This window comes from Micromonospora ferruginea (assembly GCF_013694245.2).
Taxonomy (GTDB): Bacteria; Actinomycetota; Actinomycetes; order Mycobacteriales; family Micromonosporaceae; genus Micromonospora; species Micromonospora robiginosa.
Genome location: NZ_CP059322.2, coordinates 3,748,514 through 3,762,627, shown reverse-complemented (window position 1 = coordinate 3,762,627; position 14,114 = coordinate 3,748,514). Strand labels below are relative to the sequence as shown.

The 14,114-nt window shown below is 75.2% G+C and carries 14 protein-coding genes; 10 read left to right on the top strand and 4 right to left on the bottom strand.

The features are described 5' to 3' along the window. Positions 1-29 precede the first annotated feature (29 nt). Positions 30-758, top strand: coding sequence for a hypothetical protein (locus H1D33_RS16165; RefSeq protein WP_181572715.1), 729 nt, complete (start codon positions 30-32; stop codon positions 756-758). A gap of 15 nt (positions 759-773) precedes the next feature. Here the strand turns inward: H1D33_RS16165 and H1D33_RS16160 are convergent, their stop codons facing one another. Next, a complete protein-coding gene (locus tag H1D33_RS16160) occupies positions 774-1,265 on the bottom strand; it encodes a DUF3093 domain-containing protein (protein WP_181572340.1) in 492 nt (163 codons plus the stop codon). A gap of 85 nt (positions 1,266-1,350) precedes the next feature. Between H1D33_RS16160 and dut the strand changes: the two genes are divergently transcribed. From dut to H1D33_RS16140, 4 genes are all read left to right on the top strand, one after another. Continuing rightward, positions 1,351-1,848 carry a dUTP diphosphatase gene (gene dut / locus H1D33_RS16155; RefSeq protein ID WP_181572341.1) on the top strand — a complete coding sequence of 166 codons (498 nt, stop codon included), beginning with the start codon at positions 1,351-1,353 and terminating at the stop codon, positions 1,846-1,848. A gap of 25 nt (positions 1,849-1,873) precedes the next feature. Continuing rightward, positions 1,874-2,503: a DUF3710 domain-containing protein gene (locus H1D33_RS16150; protein WP_181572342.1), complete on the top strand. Its 630-nt coding sequence runs from the start codon at positions 1,874-1,876 to the stop codon at positions 2,501-2,503. Between the two features lie 194 nt (positions 2,504-2,697). Next, positions 2,698-3,078, top strand: a complete 381-nt coding sequence (locus H1D33_RS16145; protein ID WP_091070543.1) for an OB-fold nucleic acid binding domain-containing protein — start codon at positions 2,698-2,700, stop codon at positions 3,076-3,078. After that, positions 3,075-3,758, top strand: a complete 684-nt coding sequence (locus H1D33_RS16140) for a DUF3159 domain-containing protein (protein ID WP_181572343.1) — start codon at positions 3,075-3,077, stop codon at positions 3,756-3,758. The genes H1D33_RS16145 and H1D33_RS16140 overlap by 4 nt, the downstream gene beginning before the upstream one ends. A 10-nt stretch (positions 3,759-3,768) precedes the next feature. On the opposite strand, the gene H1D33_RS16135 is transcribed toward H1D33_RS16140, so the two are convergent. Further along, positions 3,769-4,458 (bottom strand): potassium channel family protein, encoded by a 690-nt coding sequence (locus H1D33_RS16135; protein WP_181572344.1) that lies wholly within the window; start codon positions 4,456-4,458, stop codon positions 3,769-3,771. 3 nt (positions 4,459-4,461) lie between these two features. Further along, the gene (locus H1D33_RS16130) at positions 4,462-5,127 is read right to left on the bottom strand and encodes a potassium channel family protein (RefSeq protein WP_181572345.1); all 666 of its coding nucleotides are present in this window, start codon (positions 5,125-5,127) and stop codon (positions 4,462-4,464) included. Positions 5,128-5,285: 158 nt separating this feature from the next. On the opposite strand from H1D33_RS16130, the gene H1D33_RS16125 reads away from it, so the two are divergent. From H1D33_RS16125 to H1D33_RS16105, 5 genes are all read left to right on the top strand, one after another. Continuing rightward, positions 5,286-7,337 carry an APC family permease gene (locus H1D33_RS16125; RefSeq protein ID WP_181572346.1) on the top strand — a complete coding sequence of 684 codons (2,052 nt, stop codon included), beginning with the start codon at positions 5,286-5,288 and terminating at the stop codon, positions 7,335-7,337. Next, complete coding sequence (locus tag H1D33_RS16120; RefSeq protein ID WP_181572347.1) at positions 7,334-8,572, top strand: class I SAM-dependent RNA methyltransferase; 1,239 nt, start codon at positions 7,334-7,336, stop codon at positions 8,570-8,572. The genes H1D33_RS16125 and H1D33_RS16120 overlap by 4 nt, the downstream gene beginning before the upstream one ends. A gap of 45 nt (positions 8,573-8,617) precedes the next feature. Then, positions 8,618-9,778 (top strand): anhydro-N-acetylmuramic acid kinase, encoded by a 1,161-nt coding sequence (locus tag H1D33_RS16115; RefSeq protein ID WP_181572348.1) that lies wholly within the window; start codon positions 8,618-8,620, stop codon positions 9,776-9,778. A 48-nt stretch (positions 9,779-9,826) separates the two neighbouring features. Next, a complete protein-coding gene (gene dxs / locus H1D33_RS16110) occupies positions 9,827-11,773 on the top strand; it encodes a 1-deoxy-D-xylulose-5-phosphate synthase (protein ID WP_181572349.1) in 1,947 nt (648 codons plus the stop codon). 130 nt (positions 11,774-11,903) lie between these two features. Next, positions 11,904-12,401, top strand: a complete 498-nt coding sequence (locus H1D33_RS16105) for a GNAT family N-acetyltransferase (protein WP_181572350.1) — start codon at positions 11,904-11,906, stop codon at positions 12,399-12,401. 399 nt (positions 12,402-12,800) lie between these two features. On the opposite strand, the gene H1D33_RS16100 is transcribed toward H1D33_RS16105, so the two are convergent. Beyond that, the gene (locus H1D33_RS16100) at positions 12,801-14,087 is read right to left on the bottom strand and encodes a hypothetical protein (RefSeq protein ID WP_307755200.1); all 1,287 of its coding nucleotides are present in this window, start codon (positions 14,085-14,087) and stop codon (positions 12,801-12,803) included. Between the last annotated feature and the right edge of the window lie 27 nt (positions 14,088-14,114).

The following is a 14,114-nucleotide window of genomic DNA, read 5'->3' as shown; positions in this document are numbered from 1 at the left end:
GTACCCCGGCCGGTGACGCCGGCGAGGAGCTGGGCGCCACCGTCGCCGCGCTGACCGCCGACGACATCGCGCCGGCCCGCCGCCGGCAACTTCTGGTCCGGCTGGTCGGCCAGGCCCGCGCCCGCGGGTTGACCGACCTGTTCAAGCCCCGGGCGGCGCTGCGCTGGATGACCGAGACCATCGCCGAGGTGGCGCCGCACGTGCCGATCCGGGACGTCGCCACGCTGCGACGGCACTTCCCCGGCCTGGACGACGACGCGATCGCCGACCGGCTGGTCCGCAACGCGTCCCGGGCCACCGCCGGGGTCGGCGCGGCCGGTGGCGGGGTCGCCGCGGTCGAGTGGGCGGTCACGCCCACGCTGCTCTCCGCCCCCGTGCTGCTGGCCGCCGAGACGGTCGCCGTGGTGTCGATCGAGCTGAAGCTGATCGGGGAGCTGCACGAGCTGCACCGGATGCCGCTGCCCACCGGCGGCACCGCGCGCACGGTGGCGCTGGTGCAGTCCTGGGCCGGCCAGCGGGGGATCAACCCGATGATGCCCGGGGTCGGGGTGAGCGCCGTGCTGGGCACCGCCGCCCGTCGTGAGCTGCGGGACAGCCTGCTGCGCCGCTTCGGCCGCAACCTCACCACGCTCGGCCCGTTCCTGACCGGCGCGGCGGTGGCCGGCTACCTCAACCGGCGCGCCACCCGGGCGCTGGGCGAGCAGCTCCGCAAGGACCTCCGGCACACCGCCCGCGGCCTGCCCGGCAAGTCGAGCTGACGGTCCGGGAGCGGGTCAGGCGGCGTCGCGGGCGGCCAGCAGCGCGGCCGCCAGCTCCACCGGGTGCCGGGTGCTGACCACCCAGAACGGGGTGGGGTCGGCTGGGTCGTCCAGCACCACCTGGACCGCGCCGCCGATCCACGGGCGCTGCACCACGAACGCCAGCGGGTCGGCGCCGACGCCGAGCACCTCGCGCCGGCCGGCCGCGTCCAGCGGCACCGCGTCCGCGACGTGGCGCACCGGCAGGCGGGCGTCGTCCACCCGCAGCTCTCCGTCGCGGACCGCCACCCGGATCCGGCCCAGCCACCACAGGGCGGCCACCGTGGCCGGGAGCAGCAGCACGAACGGCAGCCAGGCCCGGAACCCGGTCGCGCCCAGCCACAGCTCGGCGGCGAGCAGACCGGCCACGGCCAGCGCCACCGGCCAGGCCCACCAGGGCAGCCCGAGACGCTCCGCGTAGGGCGCGGGAGTGGCCGTCGGGGCGGCCGGAGATGACGACTGACGCACAGTGCGAGGGTACGGCGCGCGGCGGCCCGGCCAACCGGCAGGATGGCAGGGTCACCCCGCGAGGACCGGACGGAAGAGGATGACCGTGACAGATGTCGTGCCCGTGCCCGTACGGCAGCTCGACCCGGAGCTGCCGCTGCCGGCGTACGCCCATCCGGGCGACGCCGGCGCGGACCTGGTGGCCGCCGCGGACGTGGAGCTGCCGCCCGGCGGGCGGGCCCTGGTGCCCACCGGCGTCGCCGTGGCGCTGCCGGAGGGGTACGTCGGGCTGGTCCACCCCCGATCGGGGCTGGCCGCCAGGCTCGGCGTGACGGTGCTGAACGCGCCCGGTACGGTCGACGCCGGCTACCGGGGTGAGATCCTGGTCAACCTGATCAACCATGATCGGGACACGCCGGCGACGATCAGCCGGGGCGACCGGATCGCGCAGCTCGTCGTCCAGCGGGTCGCCCGGGCCGAGTTCCGGCCGGTGGCCGAGCTGCCCGAGTCGCGGCGCGGCGCCGGTGGCCACGGGTCCACCGGCGGGCACGCCGGGCTGGTTCCGGCTCCGGCCGGTGGGCAGAGCGAAGAGGTGGCAGGGTGAGTGCGAACAGCGGAGGGTGGACGCAGTGATCTTCTCCCGGAAGCGGGCCGACGAGGCGCGGCAGGCGCGTGACAACGACGCCCTGGCGGCCGAGGAGACCTCGACGGCGCCGGCCCGCGGGCCGTACGACGTCAGCGAGGCGCCCGACGAGCCCCGGCTCGACCTGGGCAGCCTCCAGATCCCGGCGGTGCCGGACGTGGAGGTGCGGGTGCAGGCCGACCCGCAGGGCGTGATCCAGCAGGTCGTGCTGGTGCACGGGGAGAACGCGCTGCAGCTCGGCGTCTTCGCCGCGCCCCGCTCGGAGGGCATCTGGGACGAGGTGCGCGAGGAGATCCGCACCTCGCTGGTGAACGACGGCGCCGTGACCGAGGAGGTCGAGGGGGAGCGCGGCCCCGAGCTGCGCGCCCGGGTCCGCACCCCGGACGGCGTGACCGACCTGCGCTTCGTCGGCGTCGACGGGCCGCGCTGGATGGTGCGTGGCGTCTTCCAGGGCCGGGCGGCCACCGACCCGACGGCCGGCGGCGCGCTCGCCGCCTGCCTGGACGGGCTGGTCGTGGACCGGGGCCAGGAGGCCAAGCCGGTCCGTGAGCCGCTGCCGCTGCGGCTGCCCCGCGAGGTCGCCGAGCAGCAGGCCGGCGGCCCGCAGGAGGTCTGAGATATCGTGCCGGGCCCGGTCCCGTCGGCCCTTCCGCCGGCGGGCCCGGGCCCGCGCCCGTGTCCGCCGCCCGGCCCGCCCGGGGTCGGCCACGGGGCCCGGTGGTCCCGCTCCCGGGCCGGACCGGCGTACGCTGGCGGGACGGCTCCGCCCCCCGTGGAGCCCCCGCCGGTGGAGAGGGTGACGCGGAGGTCATGACGACCGACCAGGGCCGGGTGTCGCTGCGGCGGCTCCTGCAACGGCTCACCGCGAGCGAGGCCGAGATCGAGGCGCAGGAGTTGCGCCGGGAGAGCGCCGAGTCCGGTGGCACCCCGACCCACCAGTGCAACCGGGGGCAGGTGGTCTCGGTGGCCGGGCGGCTGCGCACGGTGGTCTACACGCCGCGCACCAACCTGCCCACGCTGGAGGCCGACCTGTACGACGGCAACGACGTGGTCACCCTGGTCTGGCTGGGCCGGCGGCACATCGCCGGGATCGAGCCGGGCCGGCACCTCACCGCGCACGGCCGGGTGGCCGTGCGGGACGACCGCAAGGTGATCTACAACCCGCACTACGAGCTGGAGCCGCCGAAGTGACGACCGGACAGCAGCACACCCCGTCGGGCCTCGACCCGCAGGACGAGGAGCGGCTGCCCAGCATCGCCGAGCAGATGGCCGACCAGCTCGGCGGTTGGCGTGGCCTCGTCGAGTCGAGCATCCCGGTGGTGGTCTTCGTGATCGCCAACGTGGTGGGCGAGCTGCGGCCGGCGCTGATCGCCTCGATCGCGGTGGCGCTGCTGATCGCCGCGATGCGGCTGGCGCAGCGCAAACCGGTGCGGCACGCGCTGAACGGATTGTTCGGCATCGGCGTCGGCGCGTTGTTCGCCCTGCGCAGCGGCGACGCGCGCGACTTCTATCTGCCCGGCATCCTCTTCGGCATCGGCTACGGCCTGGCGCTGCTGCTCTCCGCCGTGTTCCGGCAGCCGCTGGTCGGCTGGCTCTGGTCGGTGCTGGTGGCCAAGGGCCGCTCCGAGTGGCGCGACGACCCGAAGCTGGTGCGCACCTTCTCCCAGCTCACCGTGCTCTGGGGCGTGGTGTGGCTGGCCAAGGTCGGCGTGCAGGCCGGGCTCTACCTGGCCCACCAGGACACCGCGCTCGGCGTGGCCCGGCTGGCGCTGGGCTACCCGCCGTACGCGCTGCTGCTGCTGATCACGGTCTGGGTGGTGCGCCGGGTCACCCGCGACGGCGCCCCGGTGACCCCGCTGCCGGGCGCCTGACCGCTCGCGGTCAGGCGCGTTCCCGCTGCCGGCCGGTGCTCTCCGGCCCGAGGATCACCGCGCGCACGTCGTCCTCCACCTCGGCGGTGCACACGAAGACCAGCTCGTCGCCGGCCTCGATCGGGTCGTCCGGCGTGGGCACCAGCACCCGCTTGCCGCGCAGGATCGCCACCAGCGCCGCGTCCCGGGGGATCGGCACCGCGTGGATCGGCTGCCCGACGTAGGGCGCGGTCGGCGGCAGGGTGATCTCGACCAGGTTGGCCTCGCCCTGCCGGAAGGTCATCAGCCGGACCAGGTCGCCGACGGTGACCGCCTCCTCGACCAGCGCCGCCATCACGCGCGGCTTGCTGACCGACACGTCGACGCCCCACTGCTCGGTGAAGAGCCACTCGTTCTCCGCCCGGTTGACCCGGGCCACCACCCGGGGCACCGCGAACTCGGTCTTGGCCAGCAGCGAGACCACCAGGTTGACCTTGTCGTCGCCGGTGGCCGCCACCACCACGTCACAGCCGGCCACGTTGGCCTCCTCGAGGCTGGCCAGCTCGCACGCGTCGGCCAGCACCCAGTCGGCGGTGGGCACCCGGTCGGGCCGCAGCATCTTGGGCTGCCGCTCGATCAGCATCACCTGGTGGCCGTTGTCGATCAGCTCCTGGGCGATCGAGCGGCCCACGTTGCCGGCGCCGGCGATGGCGATCCGCATGGCTCAGTGCCCCCCTTCCGGCGGCGCCGCCGCCACCGAGGTGACCGAGGCGGTGATGTCGTCGGTCACCAGCATGAAGACCTGGTCGCCCTCCTGCACCACGGTGGAGGCGGTGGGCAGGGTGCCGATGCCGAACCGGGTCAGGTAGGCCACCCGGGCGCCGGCCGACTCCTCGAGCTGCCGCAGCGGCCGGCCGATCCAGTCCTTGTGCACCGGCACCTCGACGATCGACACGGTGCTGGTCAGGTCGCGGAAGATCTCCACGTTGCCCTCGGGGACCAGGTGGCGCAGCATCCGGTCGGCGGTCCACCGGACGGTGGCCACGGTCGGGATGCCGAGGCGCTCGTAGACCTGGGCCCGGCGCTGGTCGTAGATCCGGGCCGCGACCCGGGACACGCCGAACGTCTCCCGGGCCAGCCGGGCCGAGATGATGTTGGAGTTGTCGCCGCTGGAGACCGCGGCGAAGGCGTCCGCCCGCTCGATGCCGGCCTCGCGCAGCACCTCGCCGTCGAAGCCCGCCCCGGTGACCGTGATGCCGGCGAAGTCGGGCCCGAGGCGACGGAACGCGTCGGCGTCCTGGTCGATCACCGCCACCGAGTGCCCCCGGGACTCCAGGCTGTGGGCCAGGGTCGACCCGACCCGGCCGCAGCCCATGATCACGACATGCACGGTGTCCGCTCCTCCCACGGTGCCGCCCGCCGACCCGTCCTCTGCGAAGCCTGCCACGTCCCCGCCCCCGGCGGGGCACCGACCGTACCGTGCGGGCGCGCGCGACGGTGATCAGCCACCCCACCGTCCCGTACGCGATGGCCGTACGCTTGTCGGTTGTGGCCAGCCCCACCTCGCTGCTGAAGCGACTCCTCCTCGGTCGACCGTTCCGGTCCGACCGCCTCCAGCACACCCTGCTGCCGAAGCGCATCGCGCTGCCGGTCTTCGCGTCCGACGCGCTCTCCTCCGTGGCGTACGCCCCGGACGAGATCCTGCTGACGCTCTCCATCGCCGGCGCCTCGGCGTTCTTCTTCTCGCCGTGGGTCGCCCTCGCCGTCGTCGTGGTGATGCTGACCGTGGTGGCGAGCTACCGGCAGAACGTGCACGCCTACCCCTCCGGCGGCGGCGACTACGAGGTCGCCACCGTCAACCTGGGGCCGCGCGCCGGGCTCGCGGTGGCCAGCGCGCTGCTGGTCGACTACGTGCTCACCGTGGCGGTGTCGGTCTCCTCCGGGGTGGCCAACCTGGGCTCGGTGGTGCCGTTCGTGGCCACCCACAAGGTGCTCATCGCGGTCAGCGCGGTGGTGCTGCTCACCGCGATCAACCTGCGCGGCCTGCGCGAGTCGGGCACCGCGTTCGCCATCCCCACGTACGGCTTCGTCATCGTCATCGGCGGCATGCTGCTGACCGGCCTGGTCCGGATCTTCGTGCTCGGCGACGACCTGCACGCGCCCAGCGCCGGCCTGGAGATCCACGCCGAGCACAGCGTGACCGGGTTCGCGCTGATCTTCCTGCTGCTGCGCACGTTCTCGTCCGGCTGCGCCGCGCTCACCGGCGTGGAGGCGATCTCCAACGGCGTACCGGCGTTCAAGTCGCCGAAGTCGAAGAACGCGGCGACCACGCTGCTGTTGCTCGGCGGCATCGCGGTCACCATGCTTGTCGGCATCATCTGGCTGTCCCGGCTCACCGGCCTGCAGTTCGTCGAGGACCCGGCCACGCAGATCGTCGGCGGCCCGGCCGACTACGTGCAGAAGACGGTCACCGTGCAGCTCGGCGAGACCGTGTTCGGCGGTGGCTCGGTGCTGCTCTACGTGGTCGCCGGGATGACCGCGCTGATCCTGTTCCTGGCCGCGAACACCGCGTTCAACGGCTTCCCGGTGCTCGGCTCGATCCTGGCGCAGGACCGCTACCTGCCGCGCCAACTGCACACCCGGGGTGACCGGCTGGCGTTCTCCAACGGCATCGTCTTCCTCGCCGTCTTCGCGGTGGTGCTGATCGTCGGCTTCCAGGCCGAGGTGACCCGGCTCATCCAGCTCTACATCGTCGGGGTGTTCGTCTCGTTCACGCTCTCCCAGGCCGGCATGATCCGGCACTGGAACCGGCACCTGCGCAACGAGCGGGACCCGGAGGCGCGGCGGCGGATGGTCCGCTCCCGGGCGATCAACGCGTTCGGCATGGCCATGACCGGCGTGGTGCTGGTCATCGTGCTGGTCACCAAGTTCCTGCTCGGCGCCTGGATCGCGATCGTCGCGATGGCCGTGATGTACGTGGTCATGCTGGGCATCCGCCGGCACTACGACCGGGTCGCCGCCGAGCTGGAGCCGACCGAGCAGCGGGCCGTGCTGCCCGCCCGCAACCACGCCATCGTGCTGGTCAGCAAGCTGCACCAGCCCACGCTGCGGGCCGTCGCGTACGCCCGGGCCACCCGGCCGGACACGCTCACCGCGGTCACCGTCAACGTGGACGAGAAGGACACCCGGGACCTCCAGGCCGACTGGGAGCGGCGGGAGCTGCCGGTGCCGCTGACCGTGATCGACTCCCCGTACCGGGAGATCACCCGCCCGATCATCAACTTCGTCGCGTCGGTCCGCCGCGAGTCACCCCGCGACGTGGTCACCGTCTTCATCCCGGAGTACGTGGTGGGCCGCTGGTGGGAGAACCTGCTGCACAACCAGAGCGCGCTGCGGCTCAAGGGCCGGCTGCTGTTCGAGCCGGGCGTGATGGTGACGAGCGTGCCCTGGCAGCTCGCCTCGACCGCCAGCAAGAACCTGGACCGCCTGGACGCCACGCTCAGCCGGGGTCCGGCGCGCGGCCCCCGGGTGGCGCCGCAGAGCACCCTGCCGCCGCCGGTCGACGCCACGCCCTCGGGCGAGCCGGAGGGGCGCTCATGAGCGCGGATCCGCGTCCCGGGCTGGAGGAGGCCGAACGGGTCGAGCTGACCGTCGACGCGGTCGCCCCCGGCGGCCACTGCGTGGCCCGGGTCGGCGGCCAGGTGGTGTTCGTCCGGCACGCGCTGCCCGGCGAGCGGGTGGTGGCCGAGGTGACCGAACTACACCGGGGCTTCGCCCGCGCCGACGCGGTGGAGGTCCTCGACGCCTCACCGGACCGGGTCGCCCCGCCCTGCCCGTACGCCCGGCCGGGCGCGTGCGGCGGCTGCGACCTCCAGCACGTCGCGCCGGCCGCCCAGCTCGACTGGAAGGCCGCGGTGGTGCGCGAGCAACTCACCCGGCTGGGTGGGCTCACCGACGAGCGGGTCGACGCGCTCGGCGTCCGGGTCGAGGCGCTGCCCGGCGGGCCGCTGGGCTGGCGCTCGCGGGTCCGCTACGCGGTCGACGCCGCCGGCCGGGCCGGGCTGCTCAAGCACCGCTCGCACGAGGTGGTGCCGATCGACCGCTGCCTGATCGCCCACCCGGCGATCCAGGAGCTGCCGGTGCTGCCGCCGAGCGGGGCGAGCTGGCCGGACGCCGACGCGGTGGAGACGGTGGCCAGCAGCGGCGGGGACGTCGCCGTGGTCGCGTACGCCGACGGGGTGGCGACCGCCGTGCGCGGGCCGGAGCGGGTCCGCGAGACGGCGGCCGGGCGGTCCTTCACGCTGCCCGCGTCGGGCTTCTGGCAGGTCCACCCGGCGGCCGCGGACGCCCTGGTCGGCGCCGTGGTCGAGCTGCTCGACCCGCGGCCCGGCGAGACCGCGTGGGACCTGTACGGCGGGGCCGGGCTGTTCGCCGCCGCGCTCGCCGGCCGGGTCGACGGGGCCCGGGTGACGGTGGTCGAGTCGGCCCCGGACGGGGTGGCCGCGGCCCGGACGAACCTGGCCGACCTGTCCGGCGTCGAGGTGGTCGCGGCCCGGGTGGAGACCGCGCTGGCCCGCCGCCGGATCACCGGCCCGGTCGACCTGGTGGTGCTCGACCCGCCGCGCGCGGGCGCCGGCGCGGCGGTGGTACGCGGCGTGGTGGCCGCGAGCCCCCGCGCGGTGGCGTACGTGGCCTGCGATCCGGCCGCGTTCGCCCGGGACGTGCGCACGTTCGCCGAGGCCGGGTGGCGGCTGGCCGAGTTGCGCGGCTTCGACCTGTTCCCGATGACCCAGCACGTCGAGCTGGTCGGCCTCTTCCTGCCCCCGGCGCGTTAAGCGGGGGCCCTTCCTCTACCGAATCCGTTAAAAGGGGGCCCTTCCTTGCGCATCGTCGGGTTGATGTCGGGGACGTCGTATGACGGGGTGGACGTCGCCGCGGGGGAGTTCGCGCTTGACGGGGACACGCTGCGGCTGCGGCCGCTCGGCCATCGTGAGCTGGCCTACCCGGACGACCTGCGGGCGGAGATCGGCGCGCTGCTGCCGCCGGCGGCCACCACGATCGAGGCGGTCTGCAAGCTGGACAACCGGCTCGGCGACGTGTTCGCCGAGGCGGCGGCCGTCGGCGTCGAGCTGGCCGGCGGCACGGCCGACGCGGTCGTGTCGCACGGGCAGACCGTCTTCCACTGGGTCGAGGGCGGCCGGGCGCGCGGCACGCTCCAGCTCGGCGCGCCGGCCCGGGTGGCCGCGCGGGTGGGCGTACCGGTGCTGCACGACCTGCGCTCGGCGGACGTGGCGGCCGGCGGGCAGGGCGCGCCGCTGGTCCCGGCGTTCGACGCGCTGCTGCTCGACGCCGGCACCTCCCCGCGGGCCGCGCTGAACCTGGGTGGGATCGCGAACCTCACCGTGGTCGCGCCCGGGGCGCCGGTCCTCGGGTACGACGTGGGCCCGGCCAACGCGCTGCTGGACGCCGCCGCCCGGCGCTTCCTGGACCGGCCGTGCGACGTCGACGGGGCGCGGGCCGCCGCCGGCCGGGTGCACGAGGTGCTGCTGGCCCGGCTGCTCGCCGAGCCCTACTACGCCGCCCCGCCGCCGAAGTCGACGGGCAAGGAGCTGTTCCACGCCGGCTACCTGGACGCCGCGCTGGCCGACCTGGGCGAGCCGGTCGCCGCCGACGACGTGCTGGCCACGCTCACCGAGCTGACCGCCCGCACGGTCGCCGACGCCTGCGACCGGCACCGGGTGACCGAGGTGGTGGCCGCCGGCGGGGGAGTGCGTAATCCCACACTTCGGGCGCGACTGGCCGCGCTCGGGGCCGGCCGCTGGCGGCTGCGCGTCACCGACGAGCTGGGCGTGCCGGCGCAGGCCAAGGAGGCGTACGCGTTCGCGCTGCTGGGCTGGCTGAGCTGGCACGGGCTGCCCGGCGCGGTGCCGTCGGTGACCGGCGCGTCCCGGGCCGCGGTGCTCGGCTCCTGGACCCCGGCCGGCCCGCCGTTCGGGGCGCCGACCCCGACACCGCCGCGCCGGCTGGTGGTGGCGTCCTGAGCCACGGCTCGGCTGCGGACTGTGCGACGGCCGATAGACTCTCCGGTCATGAGTGTTGAAGAGGGCACGGCCAACCACGGTCGGCTGCTGGGCGCCGTCCGTGGCCCGCAGGACGTGAAGCGGATGACCGCCGAGCAACTGGACATCCTCGCCGCCGAGATCCGGGACTTCCTGATCGCGAAGGTCTCCCGCACCGGCGGGCACATCGGCCCCAACCTGGGCGTCGTCGAGCTGACCCTGGCCATGCACCGGGTCTTCGACTCCCCGCGCGACCGGCTCCTCTTCGACACCGGCCACCAGGCGTACGTGCACAAGATCCTCACCGGCCGGCAGGAGGGCTTCGACAAGCTCCGCCAGCGCGGAGGCATCTCCGGCTACCCGAACCAGGCGGAGAGCGAGCACGACCTGATCGAGAACTCGCACGCCTCCACCGCCCTGTCGTACGCCGACGGCCTGGCCAAGGCGTACGCGCTGCGCGGCGAGAAGCGGTCCGTGGTGGCCGTGGTCGGCGACGGCGCGCTCACCGGCGGCATGTGCTGGGAGGCGCTCAACAACATCGCCACCGCCGGCAACCCGCTGATCATCGTGGTGAACGACAACGGCCGGTCCTACTCGCCGACCATCGGCGGCCTCGCCGACCACCTGTCGTCGCTGCGGCTCAACCCCGGCTACGAGAAGGTGCTCGACACCGTCAAGGACGCGCTCGGCAACACGCCGTTCGTCGGCAAGCCGATGTTCGAGGTGCTGCACGCGGTCAAGAAGGGCATCAAGGACGCGGTCGCCCCGCAGGCCATGTTCGAGGACCTCGGCATCAAATATGTGGGCCCGGTCGACGGTCACGACGTGCCCGCCGTCGAGGCGGCGCTGCGCGCGGCGAAGAACTTCGGCGGCCCGGTGATCGTGCACGCGGTCACCCGCAAGGGCTACGGCTACCGTCCGGCCGAGGACGACGAGGCCGACTGCCTGCACGGCCCCGGCGGCGCCTTCGACGTGGAGACCGGCCAACTCGTTGCCGCGCCGTCGGTGAAGTGGACCCACGTGTTCGCCAACGAGCTGGTGGCGATCGCCGACGAGCGCCCCGACGTGGTCGGCATCACCGCCGCCATGGCCGAGCCCACCGGCATCGCCACGCTGGCCCGCAAGTACCCGGAGCGGGTCTACGACGTGGGCATCGCCGAGCAGCACGCCGCCACGTCCGCCGCCGGCCTGGCCATGGGCGGCCTGCACCCGGTGGTCGCGGTCTACGCCACGTTCCTCAACCGCGCGTTCGACCAGGTCCTGCTGGACGTGGCGATGCACAAGCTGCCGGTCACCTTCGTGCTGGACCGGGCGGGCATCACCGGCCCGGACGGGCCCAGCCACTACGGCATCTGGGACATGTCCGTCTTCGGCGTGGTGCCCGGCCTGCGGATCGCCGCGCCCCGCGACTCGGCCACCGTGCGTGAGGAACTGCGCGAGGCGATCGCCGTCGACGACGGCCCGACCATCCTGCGCTTCCCGAGCGGCACCGTCACCGCCGACCTGCCGGCCGTCCGCCGGATCGGCCCGGTCGACGTGCTGACCGAGTCGGCGCGCACCGACGTGCTGCTGGTCGCGGTCGGCTCGTTCGCCGGCCTCGGCATGGAGGTCGCCGCCCGGGTCGCCGAGCACGGCTACGGCGTCACCGTGGTCGACCCGCGCTGGGTCCGCCCGATCCCGGCCGAACTGGTCGAGCTGGCCGCCGGGCACCGGCTCGTGGTCACCGTCGAGGACGGCGTCCGCATCGGTGGCGTCGGCTCCGCGCTGGCCCAGGCCATGCGGGACGCCGACGTCCGGGTGCCGGTGCGCGACCTCGGCGTACCGGCCGACTGGCACCCGCACGGCACCCGCGCGCAGATCCTGTCCGACCTGGGGCTGACCGCGCAGGACGTGGCCCGCGACGTCACCGGCTGGATCTCCGGCCTGGACGCGGCGCCGGTCGAGCCGGCCACCGACGGGGCCGCCGCGCAGAACTGATCCGGTCTACGGTGCTCGGGCGGTCCCGTTGTCACGGGGCCGCCCGAGCGCTGTTCCGGGACCCTGCCTGTTCCGGTCCGGCTGTCCGTCGCACCCAGGCGAGGTGGGGCGGGTCAGGGAGGGCCGCAGCATGGATGTCCGCGAAGCCACGGCGGGTGACCTGGACGACGTCGTCGCCCTGCACACCCGCGCCCGGGTCGCCTACTACGGCGCCGGCGGGCTGACCGTCGCGGAGATCGTCACCCCGGAGCTGGCCCGGGAACAGCGCGACGGGTGGGCCGCCGCGATCGCCGCGCCGCACAAGCACGTCCGGTGCGCCGTCGCGGACGGTCGCCTGGTGGGCCTGCTGGCGATGGGCCCGCCGCACACGCCCGAGGCGGACGCCGCCCAGCTCTACCAGCTCCACGTCGACCCGGACCACTGGAGCCGGGGCGTCGGCAGCGCGCTGCACGGCCACTTTCTGCGCCATCTGGAGACCGAGGGCCTGGCCGTGGGCGTCCTGGAGGTGTGGGAGCGCAACATGCGAGCCCGCGCCTTCTACGCCCGCCACGGCTGGCACCCCGACGGCACCACCCGCCCCGCCCCCGCCCACACCCACTACCTGGGCATGCGCCGCCCCCACCCCTGACCGCCCCGCCCCGCCCGCGCCTCGCCCCGCCCGGCCCTCGCCCCGCCCCGCCCGGCCCTCGCCTCGCCCCGCCCGGCCCTCGCCCCGCCCGGCCCTCGCCTCGCCCGGCCCTCGCCTCGCCTCGCCCGGCCCTCGCCTCGCCTCGCCCGGCCCTCGCCTCGCCTCGCCCGGCCCTCGCCTCGCCTCGCCCGGCCCTCGCCTCGCCTCGCCCGGCCCTCGCCTCGCCCCGCCCGGCCCTCGCCTCGCCCCGCCCGGCCCTCGCCTCGCCCCGCCCGGCCCTCGCCTCGCCCCGCCCGGCCCTCGCCCCGCCCCGCCCGGCCCTCGCCTCGCCCCGCCCGGCCCTCGCCCCGCCCGCCCAACTTCGCCGATCTTGGAGTTGTGGCGGTTCCTTTATCGGGATTAGCCGGACATCCCAGGCGCCACAACTCCATGATCGGCAGCCGGCAGCCGGTACGCCGGCTGCGGGCGGGGGTGGGGGTGGGGGGCGGGGTGGTCAGCGGGGGAGGAGAGGGAGCGGTACCAGGTCTTCTCGGTGCCGGCCAGGCTGAACGTCTGCTTGGCGTCGGTCTGCTCGACCACCACGAGGCCGGGACGGTCGACCAGGCGGGTGGTGCCGGGCGGCGCGGCGAAGGAGGCGTCCCGGGTCCGCCAGGTCAGCACCGCGAGCGGCTGCCCGGGCAGCGGCAGGTGGTAGGCCTGCAACGTGGTGGAGCGGTCGGCGGGGGACACCACCGGGGTGCCGCCGCCGGCCGGGCGGTAGAGCACGGCGGTCATCGTCCCGCTCGGCGTCTCCCAGGTGAGCTGCTCCAGGTCACCGGGCTCGCCGCCGCCGAGGGCCACCGAGCCCAACGCCCGGGTCGCGAGCTTCGCCATCGGCCAGGACTCCGGCGCGGACCGGGGCGCCGCACGGTCGCCGATGCGGCGCGGCGCGCTGCCGAACGGGCCCTGCTCGCCGCCCAGGACACAGGTGTCCAGGCCGGTCAGGGCGCGCTTGCCGGAGCCGGTCTCGTCGCGGACCAGCGGGTAGCGGGGGGCCTCGGTGGCCGTACCCAGGTCGAGGACGCGGTCGGCGGCCCGGCCGCGCGGCAGCGACGGCGTGGGTCGCAGCGTCGCGGTCAGCTCGACGGCCCGGCAGGCCGGCACGGCGACCGGCTCGGTCACGCCGTCGGTGCCCGGCACCGCCCGGCCGTCCGGGCCGAGCAGGCGCTCCACCCGGGCGGAGGTGAGGTAGCGGCGGCCGGTGGGCGCCCCCACCGGCAGCACGTCGGAATAGACCAGGTAGCCGGGGTCGGTGTACTCGGTGGCGTGGGTCACCCGCCACCGCTGCCCGTCCCGGTCCAGTTGCAGCAGCCAGGAGGCGGACTCGCCGGGCACGTCGGCGGCGACCAGCGCCAGCGGGGCGCCGGCCACCTGACCGGAGAACAGGATGCCGGAGGACGGCAGGTGGGCGCGGTCGTCCACCGGGGAGCGCCAGTCCCGCACCGCGGCGGTGATCGCGGCGGTGGCGGCGGCGTCGCGGGCCAGGCTGCCGCGCGGCGGCCACACCGCGAGCGTGCCGTCCAGGCTGTCGTAGCCGACCCGCAGATCCGCCGGCCGCCGTTCGGCGACCGGCCCACAACCGGCCGTGGCCAGCAGCAACGCGGCCAGCGCGGTGCCCGTCACAGCGCCTCGGCGGGCTGAAAGCACCCTGATCCCCTCGCCGGTCGTCGGTCG

Coding starts and splice junctions, on each gene's coding strand:
- H1D33_RS16145 (WP_091070543.1), top strand. CDS start 2,698: ATGACGACCGACCAGGGCCGGGTGTCGCTGCGGCGGCTCCTGCAACGG.
- H1D33_RS16135 (WP_181572344.1), bottom strand. CDS start 4,458: ATGCGGATCGCCATCGCCGGCGCCGGCAACGTGGGCCGCTCGATCGCC.
- H1D33_RS16120 (WP_181572347.1), top strand. CDS start 7,334: ATGAGCGCGGATCCGCGTCCCGGGCTGGAGGAGGCCGAACGGGTCGAG.
- dxs (WP_181572349.1), top strand. CDS start 9,827: ATGAGTGTTGAAGAGGGCACGGCCAACCACGGTCGGCTGCTGGGCGCC.
- H1D33_RS16105 (WP_181572350.1), top strand. CDS start 11,904: ATGGATGTCCGCGAAGCCACGGCGGGTGACCTGGACGACGTCGTCGCC.